The following is a 16,239-nucleotide window of genomic DNA, read 5'->3' as shown; positions in this document are numbered from 1 at the left end:
CCCTGCTGGTGCCCCTCGGCACCCCGGCCGCGGCGGCCACCCCGGCAGCCGCCCCCGTCGTGCCGCTTGGCGCCCCGGCGCCGGCAACCCCTCCCGCGTCGCTGGCCGGCCAGGTGTCCCGGCCCCTGTTCACCCTGGTGGGCGCTGCCAATGGCGACCACGTGATGACCATCAGCGTGAGCCCCGACACTCTCGGTCCGGTCACCGTGCAGGCGCACGTGCGCGGCGAGAACCTCCGGGTCGAGCTGTTCGCGCCCACCGATCTGGCCCGCGAGGCGCTCCGGGCCATCCTGCCCGACCTGCGCCGGGACCTCTCCGGCGGCGGCCTGAACGCCCAGCTCACCCTGTCCGCCGATGCCCGCGCGTCGGACCCCTCGGCCTCCCGGCAGAGCGGGCCCGACGCCCGCCCGGATCGACCGGCCGGTGACGACAGGGTCACCCGGGGCGATCCGGCCGCTCACACCGTCGCCGACCCTCGTTCGTCTTCCCTGCGTGCTGCCGGTTCGCACACCATCGACGTTCTCGCCTGAGCTGCCGGCGCCACAGACAGCACGACCACAGACCTCACCGCCGCAGACCCCACCACCCCAGAAGAGAGACCCATTGACCATCGACGCAGTGGCAGCAGCCGCCCCGGCCGGGATGTACTCGACCACTCCCGTGCGTGCCCCGAAACAGACCCTGGACTCCGAGGCGTTCATGTCGCTGCTGGTGACCCAGCTGCGCAATCAGGACCCCAGCTCGCCCATGGACACCAACCAGATGATCTCGCAGACCACGCAGCTGGCCATGATGGAGAAGCTGGCGGCGCTGTCGACAACGGCTGACGAGAACTTCTCCCTGCAGATGCGCGTGGCCGCCGCCGCCCTGGTCGGTCAGAACGTCACCTTCACCCAGGCCGACGGCACCGTGGGCACCGGCACCGCCTTGAGCGTCTCCTATGCCGGCGCCGTGCCTCAGGTCAGCATCGACGGAACCCTCGTGGCCCTCGACCTGGTTACCGGCGTCACCGCCGGGACCAGCGCCGGCACCGGCACCACACCCGGCCTCTCCGCGTAACCCGCACTCCTCATCCGTTCTCGCTCTCGCTTCTCACCGAAAGGCAGCACCCCATGCTTCGTTCCCTCTACTCCGGCATCTCCGGCCTCCGCTCGCACCAGACCATGCTCGACGTCACCGGCAACAACATCGCCAACGTCAACACCACCGCGTTCAAGGCGTCGGCCGTGCAGTTCCAGGACACTCTCTCGCAGCTGAAGCAGGGCGCGGGCGGGCCTCAGGAGCAGGTGGGCGGCACGAACCCGGCCCAGGTCGGGCTCGGCGTGCAGGTGGCCGGGATCGCCACGAACTTCTCTCAGGGCTCCGCGCAGTCCACCGGACGTGCCACCGATATCGCGATCTCCGGCGACGGGTTCTTCGTCACCCAGCTCGCCGGCGAGACGCTCTACAGCCGTGCGGGTGCCTTCGACTTCGACGCCGAGGGTCGCCTGGTCTCCCCGGACGGCGCGATCGTGCAGGGCTGGAACGGTGTCAACGGCCAGATCAACGAGGGTGGCCCCGTGGGCAACATCACCCTGCCGTTGCAGGCCATGGTCCCGGCGAAGGCGACCGGCGGCGCCACCCTGGTCGGCAACCTGCCGGCGGATGCGACGGTGGGCGCCGCCATCATGCGGGACGTCTCGGTCTACGACACGCTGGGCACCGCCCGCACTTTGTCGGTCACCTTCACCCGCTCGGCATCCGGCTGGGACGTCGCCGGTACCGACGGAGCCGGGACCGGCTCCACCGCTCTGACGTTGGACGCGCAGGGGGTGCTCACAGCAACCCGTCCGCTTGTTGTGAACGGCGTAGCAGTCAATTTGACCGCCCTCACCGGGCAGGCGGGCCTGACCACGGCCACGATCAGCGGCCAGGACGGCTCCACCGCAGGGTCCCTCCAATCCTTCACCCTCGGCAAGGACGGAACCCTGGTGGGCCTGTTCAGCAACGGCAGCCAGACATCCATCGCCCGGATCGCCCTCGCCACCTTCACCAACCCGGGCGGACTCGAGAAGGCCGGGTCCTCGGCCTACCGTGCCACCTTCAACTCGGGGATCGCTGCTCTGGGCGCCCCCGGCGACGGCGGCCTCGGCTCGCTCAGCGGCGGGACCCTCGAAATGTCCAACGTCGACCTGTCGCAGGAGTTCACGAACCTGATCGTCGCCCAGCGCGGCTTCCAGGCGAATGCGCGCATCATCACCACCTCTGACGAGGTGCTGCAGGAGCTCACCAACCTGAAGCGGTAACACCTCGGCGGATGACCAGCGTTGACGCGTGGTGCTACGGCAGATACCTGCGCGCCATACTGGAATGAAGAGTCGAATAGCTGAGGAGCAAAGATGCAAATCCTGGTCAACACCGACAACAACATCGCGGGCACGGACACGGTCGCCCAGGAGGTGGAGGCCACCGTCGAGACGGCTCTGGCCCGGTTCAGCTCCCGATTGACCCGGGTCGAGGTGCATCTGCGCGACGAGAGTGCCGGCCGGGCGACGACCGATGACATCCGTTGCCTGCTCGAAGTGCGGCCCGCCGGCGGCAATCCCCTCGCGGCGACCGACCACGCCTCGACGGTGGCCGGGGCCGTCGGCGGTGCGCTGCACAAGCTGGCCAGGGTGCTCGAGAGCGCGTTCGGTCGGATGGACGAGCACAAGGGCGCATCTTCGATGGGGGACGAGCAGACGCCCTGAACCGCCCGCCCGACCCGGTAAAGTTGGGCGTCCGCCTCGCCCGGGGCCCGAACCGCACCCGAGAGGACGGCCGCAGTGAGCCTGATCAGGCTGAACGACGTCAGCATCCGCTTCGAGAACAACCAGATCCTGCGGGAGGCCTTCTTCCGGCTCGAACCGGGCGACCGGGTGGGTCTGATCGGCCGCAACGGGTCGGGAAAGTCGACGATCCTCAAGCTGGTCCTCGGGCAGGTGAGCGCGGATGCCGGCACCGTCACCCTCGAGGCCGGAACCCGGGTGGGCTACTTCTCCCAGTTTTCCGAGCTGAACGGAGAATCCACGATCACCGAGGTTCTCGACGGGCTGTTCGCCCCGATCAAGGCCCTCGAGGCTGAACTCGCGTCGATCGACGCCCGGATCGCCGCGGACTCCTCGCAGAGCGACGAACTCGACCGGCTGATCCACCGCCAGGCCGAGCTGTTCGAAGACATGGACCGCCTCGACGGGTGGGACTACCCACGGCGCATCGACAGCGCGCTGACCACCCTCGGGTTCGATGAGGCCCACCGGGTCTGCGCCATCGACAAGCTGTCCGGCGGCTGGCGCAACCGGGCGGCGCTGGCGAAGATCCTGCTCGAGCAGCCCGATGTGCTGCTCCTGGACGAACCGACCAACTACCTCGACGTCGCCGGGGTCGAGTGGCTCGAGGCCTGGTTCCGCGGATTCCGCGGCGCGGCCGTCATCGTCTCGCACGACCGCCGGTTCCTCGACGGGGTCGTCACCCGCATCATCGAGGTCGAGAACTACCACCTGCACGAATACCCCGGCAACTTCGGCGAATACGTGGTGCAGAAGCAGTTCCGACTGAAGACCCTCGAACAGCAGTTCCTGCACGAGTCGGAACTGCTCGCGTTCGAGGCGGAGGGGATCAGCGACCGCCGCGAGGCAGCGAAGGCCGCCAGCCGCACCCTCGACAGCCAGCTTGCGCACATCAAGAAGACCCGCAGCCCGCGGCCCGTCGACACGATCATCACCGAGATCTACGGCGGCCTGCACGTGAAGGACTCACTCTGCCGGATCGAGTCGCTCAGCAAGTCCTTCGGCGAGAAGACCCTGTTCACCGATCTCACCTTCGAGATCCGGCGCGGCAACCGCATTGTGATCCTGGGCGCCAACGGCAGCGGCAAGACCACCCTGCTGCGGGTGTTGGCGGGGGAGGAGAAGGCCGATTTCGGAGAGGTGGCCTGGGCATCCGGTGCCGCCGTGGTCTCCTATAACCAGATGCTCGACGGCCTCGCCGACGACGACACCGTCAGTCACTCCGTGAACGCGATGCCGGGCAGCCTCGCGTTCACCGCGACCCGCAAGTCGGTCAACCGGTTCCTCGCCATGTTCCAATTCTCCGAGGCCGACCTCAAACAGAAGATCGGCAACCTCTCCGGCGGGCAGCGGGCCCGCGTCGCCATGGCGCAGTGCCTGCTGTCCGGGGCCGCCGTGCTGCTGCTCGACGAGCCGACCAACCACCTCGACATGGCCAGCACGCAGGTGATGGAACGAGCACTGATCCACTTCCCCGGCGCCGTCGTGGTGGTCAGCCACGACCGATTCTTCACCGACAAGATCGCCACCCGGCACCTGGTCTTCGGCGGCGACGCGGCCGCGCCCGGCGAGATCGTGGTGCGCGCGGCCTAACCAATTCGACGGAGATTTTCGCGACAGAGCGCGGTTTTCTCGTCTTTGAGTGCGTTTTGGGCAGAATCTCCGTCGAATCAGTTCGACGGAGATTCTGGCTCTCCACACTCTTCCGTGTGTGCCGCCCCGGCGGAGCCCGTGCGTGCGGCCAACTCAGGACATCCGGCGGCCGGGTTGACCGACCGCCGCGGACCTGTGCGGATGCAGACCGGATTTCCGGCTCGGCCAGACGGATCTCCTGAGTTGGCCACAATCGGCGACGAATGTACCGCAACGCTCGTGCGGTTCGGACCTCGACCTCTCGCTCCGTTCGACCCGAACCAATTCGACGGAGATTTTCGGGGAAGAGCGCGATATCCACGTGTTTCGAAGCGTTTTGTCCAGAATCTCCGTCGAATTCGTTCGAGGCGGAGGGCCTGCGTGCACTACGACGGTCAGGAAAGTCACACGTGCGGGCGACGCGACGGATGTGCCGGTGCGGCTGTCCAGGTCGGGCGCGGGGATCGTTCCGGCTCGCAGCTAACGCGTCCGGCCGGGCGGCCGACAGTGGGCCGTGACGGTTGCTGGAACCGTTCTGACCTCGGGATGGACACCATGATCGTTGTGACGCGGCTGAACGACAGCCAGTTCGCGATCAATCCCGACCTGATCGAACGCATCCACGCGAGCCCCGATACGACACTGGTCATGGTCGACGGCGCCAAGTTCATCGTCACGGAGACCCTGGACGACGTCATCGAGAAGATCGCCCGGTTCCGGGCCCACGTGATCTCGCTGGCCTACCTGACACCGGATGCCGACTACCGGCCCGGCATCCGTTCGCTTGAAATCGTCGACGGTCCGCACGCGATCGAGGAAATCATCGAACCGGGCAGCACGGTTCCCTCGCGCCCCAGGAGGATCTGATGGATCCGGCAACCCTGGTCGGCATCGCCATCGCCTTCGGCTCCCTCTTCGCGATGATCACCATCGAGGGCGGCCACATCCAGTCGATCCTTCTGCCGGCCCCGATGATCCTCGTCTTCGGCGCCACCATCGCGGTCGGCATCGCCGGCGGCACGATCAGGGACGCGCTCTCCGCGTTCAAGGCCGTACCCGGCGCCTTCATCGGCAAGACCACCCCGCCCCAACAGGTCATCGACCAGGTCGTCGGGCTCGCCGAGACGGCCCGTAGCTCCGGTCTGCTCGCCCTCGAACAGGAGGCGGACACCGTCGCCGACCCGTTCCTGCGCGGCGCCCTGCAGAATATCGCCGATGGCACGGACGGTGACGAACTGCGCATCCTGCTGGAAGACGAGCTCGCGACCGCCACCAAGCAGAGCCGCAACGCCGCCAAGTTCTTCACCACCCTCGGCGGCTACGCACCCACGGTGGGCATCATCGGAACCGTCGTCTCGCTCACGCACGTGCTCGAGAACCTCGACACTCCGTCCACCCTCGGCCCGATGATCGCCGCCGCTTTCGTCGCCACCTTGTGGGGACTGCTCACGGCCAACTTCCTCTGGCTGCCCATCGGCAGCCGACTCAAGCGCCTCAGTGATCTCGAGGTCGAACGGATGACCCTGCTCCTGGAGGGCGCGCTGGCCGTGCAGGCAGGCAGCCAGCCTCGGCTGCTCGGCGAGCGGCTGCGCGCCATGGTGCCCGCTCCGGCATCCGCCAAGGCAGGCAAGGCCGGCAAACCAGGCAAACCGGGCAAGGACGCCAAGGCGGACAAGTCTCTGCCGAAGGCAGCGTGAGCGGGCATGGCCGCGGCCGGAGCCGCGGGCGGGGCCTCGAGGAAGAGCACGTCGAGCACGTCGACGAGCGCTGGATGGCGTCCTATATGGACATGGTCACCGTGCTGATGTGCATGTTCATCGTGCTGTTCGCGATGTCCTCGGTCGACCAGGAGAAGTTCCTGCAGCTGAAGAACTCCCTCGCGACCGGGTTCGGAGTCACCGACGTCGGCAAGGTCGACACGGCCAAGGGCGTGGTCGTGACCGAGGACAAGGTCGCCCAGTCCGAGGTGACCGGGTTCACCGACATCGACCTCGCGGCGGCGGAGGTCAAGGACCTCACCTCGGTACGCGACGCCCTGCAGGCCGCAGTGGATGCCCAGGGCGTTGCTCAGCAGGTGCAGTTCACCATCGACGAGCGCGGCCTGGTCATCGGGCTGATCGGCTCCGAGGCCTTCTTCGAGCCCAACCTCGCCAACCTGAGCGGTCAGGCCGTTCAGGTCCTCGACGCCGTCGCGCCGATCCTCTCCGCCAACACCCGGGAGGTGAAGGTGGAGGGTCACGCCGACCGGCACGGCATCACCACCAACTTCCCCACCGACTGGGAGTTGTCTGCCGGGCGCGCGACCGCCGTGCTCCGTCGCCTGGTCGAGTTCGGCGGCGTGGGCCAGGAACGGATCTCCGCCGTGGGCTACGGCTCGGCCCGGCCGGTCGCGAAGGGCGCCGACCTGGCCGCCCAGGCTCAGAACCGGCGGGTCGACGTGGTGCTCCTCTCCAGCCAGCCGGAGGCGGTGCGCACCCTGATCCCCGACATCATCTCGGGGGTCACCGCCGCGGAGACGGAACCGGAGAAAGACCCGGGAACCACGAAGACCGCGGGAACCACGAAGTCCCCGGGAACCACGAAGACCTCGGGAACCGACGGTGCCGCAGACGCGGAGAAAGCTCACTGAGCTGCTAACCATCCGTTTGCTCTGACCGATAGTCCTCACCGTGACGGTCCAGGAACAAGCAGTGATCGGTGTGCCCGCTTCGACGGAGCGCACCGTCGAGGTGTACGACTTTCGTCGCCCGACAACGCTCGCACGCGAGCACTCCCGGGTGCTCGAACTCGCCTTCGAGACCTTCGCGCGCCAGTGGGGCACGCAGCTCACCGCCAAGGTGCGCGTCATGTCCCAGGTGAAATGCGACCACGTGATCATGCGCACCTACGACGAGTACGCGTCGTCGCTGCCTGCCACGACCGCCATGGTGCTCTGCCCGGTGATCGGCATCCCCGCGAAGGCAGTCGTGCAGTTCCCGACCTCCGCGGCCCTGTCCTGGGTGAGCCACATGCTGGGCGGAACAGCGGTCACCACGCCGCCGGAACGGGCGTTCACCCAGATCGAGCTGGCCCTGGTGCGGCGGCTCATGGACGACGCCCTCGAAGACCTGCGGTACTCGCTCGGCTCCGTGCTCGTGCACACGATCACCGTCGGCGGCATCCAGTACAACTCCCAGTTCGCGCAGGCCGCGGCGACCGCCGACCTGATGATCGTGGCCAGTTTCACGATGCGCATCGGCGACGCGTCCTGCGCCGCCACGGTCGCCCTCCCCGCGGAGGCGCTGCTGCCCCAGCTCGTCGAGTCGGCCCCGGAGGCTGGAGGCGACGACCCGGCCGACCTGCTGCGCGCCCAACTGGCCCAGGTGCCGGTGGATGTCTCCCTGCAGTTGGCGCCCGCCCTGGTACTACCGAGTGTCGTGCTGGGTCTCGCAGTCGGAGATGTGCTGCCCCTTCCGCACCCCCAGCACCGCCCGCTCGACGTGGTCGTCGACGGGCACACGCTCGCCCGTGCCGCCGTCGGTTCCAACGGCTCCCGCCTGGCCTGCATCGTCATCGACACCGAGGAGTCAACCCCATGACCGTCATCCCTATCGCCGTGCAGACGGCGGCCGTCGAGGCCCTGCTGGACGTGCTCCCCACCCTCACCCGGCTCCGGGCCGAGCCTTGCTCCGGTGCCGCTCTCGCCGGCCGGCTGGGCACCGCGGCGGTCGCCTCCTTCGTGGGCGTCACCTCCGCCGATCTCGCCGTCGTGCTGACCGACCCTGCCTCGCTCGACTCCGCGGCCGGCCTCGATTCCTCGATGGTCTCCCGCCAGGACGTGCTGCGGCCGGCTCTGGAGAGCGCCGCCGGCGTCTTCGGGATCGGGGTTCTGGGGGACACCCGTTCAGACGACGCCACGGCACTGTTCGCGGATGCCGAAACCCGCGTCTTCGAGCTGACCGGCGACGGCCAGGTCACCGGCTGGTTCGCCGTGCGACTGCGCGACAACGGGCGCTCCGACGGCGCGGTTCGGGCCAGCCAGTCCGTCTCTGGCAAGCTCGGGCGCATCAACAGCGTGCAGATGGCGCTGACCGTGGAAATCGGACGCACCCGCATGTCGGTTCGCGACGTGCTCTCCCTCGAACCGGGCGCCGTCATCGAGCTGGACCGGTCCGCCGGGGCGCCTGCGGACATCCTGCTCAACGGCCGGCTGATCGCGCACGGCGAGATCGTGGTCGTCGACCAGGACTACGCGGTGCGGATCACTCAGATCCTCGATGTGGCCGAGAGCCTGACCTAGGTGGACACCGTCCTGGTCGCGCTTCGGGTGGCGCTGTCCCTGGCGGCCGTGCTGGGGCTGCTCTGGGTGCTCCAGCGCAAGCTGACGAAGGGCTCTCTCGGCGGGCGCACGCCGAACCTGGTGACCGTGGTGGGCCGGCAGGGCGTCGGTCAGAAGGCATCCGTCGTCGTCGTCGATATCGAGGGCCGCCGGTTCGTGCTCGGCGTGACCGAGCAGTCGGTCAGTGTGCTCCACGACGGTGAGGCGCCCATGGATGCCGCGGCGCCCGCCCCCGCGCCCCGCGCCCACGACGCCGCTTCCGACTTCGCCCGCGAGCTCGACGCTGTCGCGCACGCCGGCGACGCTCACGCCGGCGACGCTCACGCCGGCGACGCTCACGCCGTCGCGGAGCTAACCCCGCCGCTCATCCTCCGTCCGCGTCGGGACCGGGCCGCGCCGAGCCGGATCAGCGGATCGATCCTTTCGGCCGCCACCTGGCAGCAGACAGCTGCCGCCCTCCGGCAGAGCCGGTGACCACGCAGGCCGTTCGCCCGGATCGGCGACGGGACACCATCCGGTACCTGGTGATGGCGGCCCTCGTGCTCGTAATCGTCGTGGCGTTCGTGCTGCTCGTGGCGCCGGCCGGCCACGCCGCCCCCACCGACCCGGTCACGCCGACCGACCCGGCCACCCCCACGGAGCCCGGCGGCGGCGGGCTCAACGTGCAGATCAACGGCCCGAACGGCGCACCGTCCTCGGCGATCGTGACCCTGATCGGGATCACCCTGCTCTCGGTCGCGCCGGCCCTGTTGCTGATGATGACCAGCTTCACGAAGATCTTCGTCGTGCTCGCGATGACCCGCAACGCGCTAGCGCTGCCCTCGATCCCGCCGAACCAGGTGCTGGCCGGGCTGGCCTTGTTCCTGTCGCTGTTCATCATGTCGCCCATCCTCACCGACATCAACGACAGTGCCCTCCAGCCGTACCTGAACGGCACGATGAACTTCGATGACGCCGTCACGCTCGGCTCGGAGCCGCTGCGCACTTTCATGCTCGCGCACACCCGCGAAGAGGATCTCGCCCTGATGACCCGGGCCGCCGATCAGCCGAACCCAGAGACCCGCGACGCCGTGTCACTGCTCACCCTGATCCCCGCGTTCATGATCTCCGAGCTGCGCGCCGCCTTCATCATCGGGTTCGTCATCTTCGTGCCGTTCCTGGTGATCGACCTCGTCGTGTCCGCGGCGCTGATGTCGATGGGCATGATGATGCTGCCGCCGGTGATGATCTCGCTGCCGTTCAAGATCCTCCTGTTCGTGCTCGTCGACGGCTGGGGTCTGATCATCACGACCCTCGTCTCCAGTTACCGGGGTGGCTGATGGATACCAACGCCGTCCTCGACATCGGCCTGCAGGGCATCCTGATCGCCGGCAAGCTGTCCGCTCCCATTCTGATCACCGCCCTGGTCGTCGGTTTTGCCATCTCCCTGCTGCAGTCGATCACGCAGATCCAGGAGGTGACGCTGTCGTTCGTGCCCAAGGCAATCGCCGTGGCCGTGGCCCTGATCATCTCCGGGCACTGGATGATCTCCGAGATGGTGTCGTTCACCGAGATGCTCTTCGCCAAGATCCCCGGCCTCATCGGCGGCGGCTGAGATGAACATCACCCTCGATTTCGCGTGGATCGAAGCCACCATGCTCGCGGGCGTGCGCATGGTGGCGTTCCTCGTCGTGGCGCCGCCGTTCTCCTACAACGCGTTCCCCCTGCGGATCAAGGGCATGCTCGCCCTGGGCCTGGCCCTGGCGGTCTCACCGCGGGTCACGCCCGGCTGGGTCTCGCCCGACACCGGCGGATTCATCGCCGCCCTGATCCTTGAGATCGTGGTCGGTGGCGTACTCGGCTTCCTGGTGCTGGTGGTCTTCTCCGCCATCCAGTCCGCCGGCAACCTGATCGACATGTTCGGCGGCTTCCAACTCGCCCAGGGCTTCGACCCGCAGGCCATGGTCAACGGCGCCCAGTTCACGCGGCTTTACCAGATGACCGCGCTGGCGCTGCTGTTCGCCTCCGGCGGCTACCAGCTGATCCTCGGTGGCATCACCCGCACGTTCGCCGCTCTGCCGATCGGCGGCGGCATCGACCTCGCCGTGCCGATGCAGACCGTGACGGCCGCGGTCGGCCAGATGCTGCTCTCCGCCGTGCAGATCGCCGGACCGCTGATCGTCGTCCTGTTCCTCGCGGACGCCGGTCTCGGCCTGCTCACCCGGGTGGCCCCGGCCCTCAACGCGTTCGCGCTCGGCTTCCCGCTCAAGATCCTGATCACGTTCACGCTGGGCGCCGCCGGGTTCGCGGCGCTGCCGCGCATCGTCGCGTCGCTGACCGACGGCGCCGTCGCCACCATGCTGGGGGTGACATAGATGTCCGACTCCGGTGAGAAGACCGAGCAGGCCACTGACAAACGGATGCGCGAGGTGCGGTCCAAGGGCCAGCTCTCCAAGTCCCAGGACCTGACCGCCTGGATCGGCATCGGCGCGGCCGCCGCCATGACGCCCGTCACGATCGGGCTGGCCGCCGATGCGGGCACCGACCAGATGATCCGCATCCGCAGCCTGGTGGCGAACCCTCAGCCGGACCTCGCCGTGCAGATGCTGGTGGACTCGCTGGCCTCGATGGGCGCCATCCTCACCCCGATGCTCGCGACGGTCTTCGTCGTGGTGCTCGTGGGGGCTGTGGCGCAGGGCGGCGTGCACTTCAAGAAGGTCGCCGGAAAATACGAGCAGTTCAACCTCGTGACCGGCCTCGGCCGCACCTTCGGCGGCCAGGCCGTCTGGCAGGGGGTCAAGGCGCTGCTCAAGACCATCGCCGTGGGTCTCGTGCTGGTGCTCGTGGTGCAGGGACTCGCTCCCATCCTGATGACTGCGGGGGGACTGCCCGTTTCCGTGCTGATCGGGGCGGCCGGCGACGGCGCGGTCGCGCTGGTGCAGTCGGCGGTCATTGCCGGGCTGGTGCTGGCCGCCGCCGACGTGTTCGTCGTGCTGAAGCGCAACCGCAAGCGCACCCGCATGACGAAGAAGGAGGTCACCGACGAGAACAAGAGCTCCGAGGGTGACCCGATGGTCAAGTCGCAGCGCCGGGCCCGGCAGCTCGCGATGAGCCGCAACCGCATGATCGCCGCCGTCGCCACCGCCGACGTCGTGCTGGTCAACCCCACCCACTTCGCCGTCGCCCTCCGCTACGAGCCCGGCAAGTCCGCCCCCCGGGTCGTGGCCACGGGGGCCGGAGTGATCGCGGCTCGCATCCGGGAACAGGCGGAGAGCGACAGGGTTCCCATCGTGCGGGACATCCCGCTCACCCGAGCCCTGCACAGCGCCTGCAAGCTGGGCGACGAGATCCCGGTGGAGCTCTACAACGCCGTCGCGCAGGTGCTCGCCTTCGTGCTCGCATTGAAGTCCCGCGGGTCCGGAGCCCACAACGGGGCCGGCCACGGTTCCCGCGTGCACACCCTCAACGATCGTGTCCTGACGGCCGGAGGCCCTCGATGAACAGTAATCTCAGCAAACTCGCCGTGCCGGTCGGCGTGGTCGGCATCATCCTGCTGCTCGTCGTGCCCGTGCCCGCCGTGCTGCTCGACGTGCTGATCATCGCCAACATCCTGCTGGCGCTGGTCACCCTGCTGACCACGATGTTCGTCAAGAAGCCGCTCGACTTCTCCGTCTTCCCCTCGCTGCTGCTCGTCGCCACCCTGTTCCGGCTGGGCCTGAACGTGGCCTCGACCCGGCTCGTGCTCGGCGACGGCTACGCGGGGCAGGTCATCGCCGCATTCGGCGACGTCGCCGTGGGAGGGTCGATCATCATCGGCGCGGTGATCTTCCTGATCCTCGTCGTGATCCAGTTCGTCGTGGTCACCAAGGGTGCCGAACGCGTGGCCGAGGTCGGGGCGCGGTTCACCCTCGACGCCATGCCCGGCAAGCAGATGGCCATCGACGCCGACCTGAACGCCGGCCTGATCACCGACGTGCAGGCCAGGGAACGCCGGGCCGAGGTTTCCGCCGAGGCGGACTTCTACGGCGCCATGGACGGCGCGTCGAAGTTCGTCAAGGGTGATGCGATCGCCGGCATCGTCATCATCATCATCAACCTGGTCGGCGGCATCGCGATCGGCATGATCCAGCGCGGCCTGTCGGTCTCCGAGGCCATGACCACCTACTCGCTGCTCACCATCGGCGACGGCCTCGTGACGCAGATCCCGGCGCTGCTGATGGCGGTCTCGACCGGCATGATCGTGACGCGTTCCAACGCGGAGTCCGACATCGGAGAGGCGGCCTCCGGCCAGCTCACCCAGTCCCGCAACGCCCTGATGATCGCGGGCTGCGCGGCCCTCCTGATGGCGCTGATCCCGGGCATGCCGATCATCCCGTTCGTGGTGATCGGGCTGGGCCTGATCCTCTTCGCCCGCCGGATCAAGGCAGGGGAGAGCCGTGACCAGGCGAGCCGGGATGCCGGTGCCGCCGCCGAGGCGACGGCGCCTCGCTCCGACACCCCCGAAGACCTGATCGAGACCATGCGGGTGCACGCCCTCGAGATCCTGCTCGCCCCCGACCTGGTCGACCTCGTCTCCGGAGCCCAGGACGACCTCCTGGCCCGCGTGCGTGCCCTGCGCCGCAAGGTCGCCATCGACCTCGGCGTGGTGGTGCCGCCCGTGCGCACCCGCGACAGCGTGGACCTGCCCTCCTCCACCTATTCGATCCGGATCGCGGGGGTGGAAGCCGGCCGCGGGCTCGCGCCGGCCGGCAAGGTGCTCGCCCTCGGCGACGCGCTCGACTCGCTGCCGGGTCAGGCCACGGTGGAGCCCGTTTTCGGCCTCACCGGCAAGTGGGTGCCCAGCGAGATGCGGCACAGCGCGGAGATGACCGGGGCCACGGTCATCGACCGGGTGTCGGTGCTCATCACTCACCTGTCCTCGATCATCACCGGCAACGCGGCGCGGCTCCTCACCCGTGAGGACGTGCGCGTTCTCACCGACGGGGTGCGCCTGGTCAACCCGTCCGCCGTGGAGGATCTGATCCCCGGCCTGCTCTCCCTCGCCGAGGTGCAGCGCGTGCTGCAGGGACTGCTCGCAGAGCAGATCCCGATCAACGACCTGCCTCGCATCTACGAGTCCCTCTCCCTGCGCGCCAAGGTGTCGAACGACCCGGAGGGGCTGGTCGAGATCGCCCGGCAGGCGCTGGGGCCGGCCCTCAGCATGCAGTATCTCGACGACGGGCTGCTCCGGGTGATCATGATCGAGCCGTCCCTCGAGCAGTCGATGCTCGAGGGGATGCGTCCCTCCGACCAGGGCACCCAGATCATGCTGGAGCCGAGCCGGGTCGACGCCATCCTCGGGTCGCTGAAGGAGGCGCTGGCGAACGTCGAAGCGGCCGGGCTGAGCGCGGTTCTGGTCTGCGCGCCGGCGCTGCGACCGGCCGTCCGCCGACTGGTGTCGGCGCAGTCCGGCGGCATCGCCGTCCTGTCTTATCAGGAGGTCACATCGGCGAACGTGGCCATCGAGACGGTGGGAGTGGTGCGTGGAACCGAGTCGATTTCTGCTTGAGGGTTCGTCCCTGCAGGAGCTGAAGGCGCGCATCCTCGCCGAGCATGGGGCGGATGCGCGCATCGTGGCCGCCGAACGGGTCACCGTCGGCGGCATCAAGGGCTTCTTCGCGAGAAGGCACATCGAGGTCACGGTCGAGGTGCCGGCCAGGCGCCGGCGCGCGGCTCACTCCCGGCTGGACGTGCAGGCCCGGCTCGGCATCGCCGCGCTCCTTGACGATGCCGACGCCGCGGAGGCCGGCATCCGGCGTGCCGATGCACCCCGGGCTCCCGGGGCCGCTCCGCGCCTGTCGACCGCGTCGGACGGCTTCGCCCACCTGATGGACGAGCTCACCTTTTGCACCCAGGAACCTCACCCGCCGGTGCTGCTCACGTCCGACTCGCCGGCCCCCGGGGTCCGGCCGAGCGAACCTGCCGCTGCCACCACTCCGGCCGCCGCCACTGCGTCGCGCGCCGCTGACAGTCGGGCCGCTCGGTGGGCGCCCGATCGGGCGATCGCGCCCGACCGCGTCGCGTTCCCCGACCGCGTCGCGTTCCCCGACCGTATCCTCGACCGAGAGTCTGATCGCACGCGTGATCATGCTCCGGCCCAGGCTGATGATCGCACGGCCGCTCCCGACCGGGCTTCCGCCGCTACTGACCGTGCTTCCGCGCACCGGGTCGGCAGGCGCAGGGACGCCCGTCTGAGAGAGAGCCGGCAAGCGGCCGCCGAGGCGGCGGTGCCGCGGCCGCTGCCGGGCGTCGGCGACCTCGTCCTCGTCGTCGGATGGCAGGATGCCGCGTTGCGGGTGGCGCGTGAGCTGGCCGCCGCGCACGGTTCTGCCGAGGTTCTCGTGGCCGGCACGATCGCGGCAGGAACGCCGGCCGCCGCCGGACTCGCGCGCATCCTGGACCGGCGCACCGCGCTGGAGGCACGGGCCAGGGGAGTCGAGCTCGGACAGACCGGTATTCTCGCCGTCGGGCTGGGTGGCGACCCGGCCACGGCGGACATCCACGCCGCCCTGGTGGCGGCGCTCGACGCGGACCAGGTCTGGCTCGTCGTGGATGCCGGGCGCAAGCCCGCAGACACCGCCCGGTGGGCGGCCGAGGTTGTCCGGAGCGTGAACGTCGATGCGCTCGCGGTGACGGGATACGGCACCACCGCCTCGCCCGAGACCGTCGATGAGCTGCAGATCCCGATCGGCTGGGTCGACGGCGCCCCGGCGGCGGCCGGCACCGTGGCGGCAATGCGCCAGCGCCTCGCGGGCCAGGCCGACGGGTCAAGCTAGGCTGGTCGAGTGCTGGTTCTAACACGCAAACAGGGGGAGAAGATCCTCATTGGTGACGACATCGTCATCACCGTTCTCGACGTGCGCGGCGACAGCATCCGGATCGGCGTTGACGCTCCTCGGGGGGTGCGCATCCAGCGGGACGAGGTGCTGCGTGCCGTGACCGAGGCGAACATCGCGGCGAGCCTCTCGAGCCAGGGTGACACCGACGCCGAGGCCCGCCTCAAGGCCACCCTCGGCCTCCTCCCCACAGCCCCGCCCGCACCGCCCGCACCTCCCGCAGCTCCTGCAACTCCTGCAACTCCTGCAACTCCTGCAACTCCTGCAACTCCCGCAAGTCCTGCAACTCCTGCAACTCCCGCAAGTCCTGCAGCTCCCGCAGCTCCTGCAGCTCCTGCAGCTCCTGCAGATCCCGCACCTTAGCCCCGCCCCCGCCCGCACCTGGCGCCCCGCCCGCACCGGGTGCCCCGGCGGTGGTCGAGCCCGTCGAGACCCGGCACCCCGCCCGCACCGGGTGCCCCGGCGGTGGTCGAGCCCGTCGAGACCCGGCACCCGGTCCTCCGGAGGTTCCCCTCCCGTCCCGCTTGGCGAATGCACACGAGCCGCGGTGGCTGACTCAGGAAAACCGCAGCCGTCGGCGGCATCCGCCCGCGGAATCAGGCACCGCATGTCTCCGGCCGGCCCGGAT

Annotated in this window: 18 protein-coding genes and 1 pseudogene; 18 read left to right on the top strand and 1 reads right to left on the bottom strand. The window is 69.1% G+C overall.

All coding sequences use genetic code 11. From position 1 onward, the window contains the following. The 18 genes and pseudogenes from E3O67_RS05905 to E3O67_RS17340 form a co-directional block, all read left to right on the top strand. A partial coding sequence (locus E3O67_RS05905) for a flagellar hook-length control protein FliK (RefSeq protein WP_174776801.1) occupies positions 1-530 on the top strand: 530 nt, incomplete at its 5' end. 73 nt (positions 531-603) lie between these two features. Beyond that, complete coding sequence (locus tag E3O67_RS05900; protein ID WP_241979354.1) at positions 604-1,059, top strand: flagellar hook assembly protein FlgD; 456 nt, start codon at positions 604-606, stop codon at positions 1,057-1,059. Positions 1,060-1,112: 53 nt separating this feature from the next. Continuing rightward, positions 1,113-2,285: a flagellar hook protein FlgE gene (locus tag E3O67_RS05895; protein WP_134432411.1), complete on the top strand. Its 1,173-nt coding sequence runs from the start codon at positions 1,113-1,115 to the stop codon at positions 2,283-2,285. A gap of 93 nt (positions 2,286-2,378) precedes the next feature. Beyond that, positions 2,379-2,729 (top strand): HPF/RaiA family ribosome-associated protein, encoded by a 351-nt coding sequence (locus tag E3O67_RS05890; RefSeq protein WP_134432409.1) that lies wholly within the window; start codon positions 2,379-2,381, stop codon positions 2,727-2,729. Positions 2,730-2,804: 75 nt separating this feature from the next. Further along, complete coding sequence (locus E3O67_RS05885; protein ID WP_135102223.1) at positions 2,805-4,400, top strand: ABC-F family ATP-binding cassette domain-containing protein; 1,596 nt, start codon at positions 2,805-2,807, stop codon at positions 4,398-4,400. Positions 4,401-4,994: 594 nt separating this feature from the next. Next, positions 4,995-5,306 (top strand): flagellar FlbD family protein, encoded by a 312-nt coding sequence (locus E3O67_RS05880; protein WP_134432405.1) that lies wholly within the window; start codon positions 4,995-4,997, stop codon positions 5,304-5,306. Beyond that, positions 5,306-6,136, top strand: a complete 831-nt coding sequence (locus tag E3O67_RS05875) for a motility protein A (protein WP_135102222.1) — start codon at positions 5,306-5,308, stop codon at positions 6,134-6,136. The genes E3O67_RS05880 and E3O67_RS05875 overlap by 1 nt, the downstream gene beginning before the upstream one ends. Beyond that, a complete protein-coding gene (locus E3O67_RS05870) occupies positions 6,133-7,068 on the top strand; it encodes a flagellar motor protein MotB (protein WP_134432401.1) in 936 nt (311 codons plus the stop codon). The genes E3O67_RS05875 and E3O67_RS05870 overlap by 4 nt, the downstream gene beginning before the upstream one ends. Before the next feature lie 40 nt (positions 7,069-7,108). Beyond that, positions 7,109-8,017, top strand: coding sequence for a flagellar motor switch protein FliM (locus tag E3O67_RS05865; RefSeq protein ID WP_241982007.1), 909 nt, complete (start codon positions 7,109-7,111; stop codon positions 8,015-8,017). Next, positions 8,014-8,718, top strand: coding sequence for a flagellar motor switch protein FliN (gene fliN, locus E3O67_RS05860; protein ID WP_134432399.1), 705 nt, complete (start codon positions 8,014-8,016; stop codon positions 8,716-8,718). Before E3O67_RS05865 ends, fliN begins: the two co-directional genes overlap by 4 nt. Then, positions 8,719-9,231, top strand: coding sequence for a flagellar biosynthetic protein FliO (locus tag E3O67_RS05855; protein WP_135102221.1), 513 nt, complete (start codon positions 8,719-8,721; stop codon positions 9,229-9,231). 53 nt (positions 9,232-9,284) lie between these two features. Beyond that, positions 9,285-10,076, top strand: a complete 792-nt coding sequence (gene fliP / locus E3O67_RS05850) for a flagellar type III secretion system pore protein FliP (RefSeq protein ID WP_134432447.1) — start codon at positions 9,285-9,287, stop codon at positions 10,074-10,076. Continuing rightward, positions 10,076-10,351, top strand: a complete 276-nt coding sequence (fliQ, locus tag E3O67_RS05845; protein ID WP_104099307.1) for a flagellar biosynthesis protein FliQ — start codon at positions 10,076-10,078, stop codon at positions 10,349-10,351. Before fliP ends, fliQ begins: the two co-directional genes overlap by 1 nt. Position 10,352: 1 nt before the next feature. Continuing rightward, positions 10,353-11,111: a flagellar biosynthetic protein FliR gene (locus tag E3O67_RS05840; RefSeq protein WP_134432397.1), complete on the top strand. Its 759-nt coding sequence runs from the start codon at positions 10,353-10,355 to the stop codon at positions 11,109-11,111. Continuing rightward, positions 11,112-12,236: a flagellar biosynthesis protein FlhB gene (locus E3O67_RS05835; RefSeq protein WP_135102220.1), complete on the top strand. Its 1,125-nt coding sequence runs from the start codon at positions 11,112-11,114 to the stop codon at positions 12,234-12,236. It begins immediately after the preceding gene. Next, positions 12,233-14,284 (top strand): flagellar biosynthesis protein FlhA, encoded by a 2,052-nt coding sequence (locus E3O67_RS05830; RefSeq protein WP_134432389.1) that lies wholly within the window; start codon positions 12,233-12,235, stop codon positions 14,282-14,284. Before E3O67_RS05835 ends, E3O67_RS05830 begins: the two co-directional genes overlap by 4 nt. Then, on the top strand, positions 14,259-15,551 hold the full coding sequence (locus E3O67_RS05825) for a hypothetical protein (protein ID WP_135102219.1): 1,293 nt from the start codon (positions 14,259-14,261) through the stop codon (positions 15,549-15,551). The genes E3O67_RS05830 and E3O67_RS05825 overlap by 26 nt, the downstream gene beginning before the upstream one ends. 9 nt (positions 15,552-15,560) lie before the next feature. Beyond that, positions 15,561-15,704: pseudogene (locus E3O67_RS17340) on the top strand (carbon storage regulator); the annotation flags it as partial. Positions 15,705-15,774: 70 nt separating this feature from the next. On the opposite strand, the gene E3O67_RS17335 reads toward E3O67_RS17340, so the two are convergent. After that, positions 15,775-15,969 (bottom strand): hypothetical protein, encoded by a 195-nt coding sequence (locus E3O67_RS17335; RefSeq protein WP_241982009.1) that lies wholly within the window; start codon positions 15,967-15,969, stop codon positions 15,775-15,777. Positions 15,970-16,239: the final 270 nt, after the last annotated feature.

Origin of the sequence: Cryobacterium sp. TMT3-29-2 (assembly GCF_004564305.1) — a bacterium.
Taxonomy (GTDB): domain Bacteria; phylum Actinomycetota; class Actinomycetes; order Actinomycetales; family Microbacteriaceae; genus Cryobacterium; species Cryobacterium sinapicolor.
Note: the sequence above shows the minus strand (reverse complement) of the source record. Positions and strands in the feature narration are given on the sequence as shown.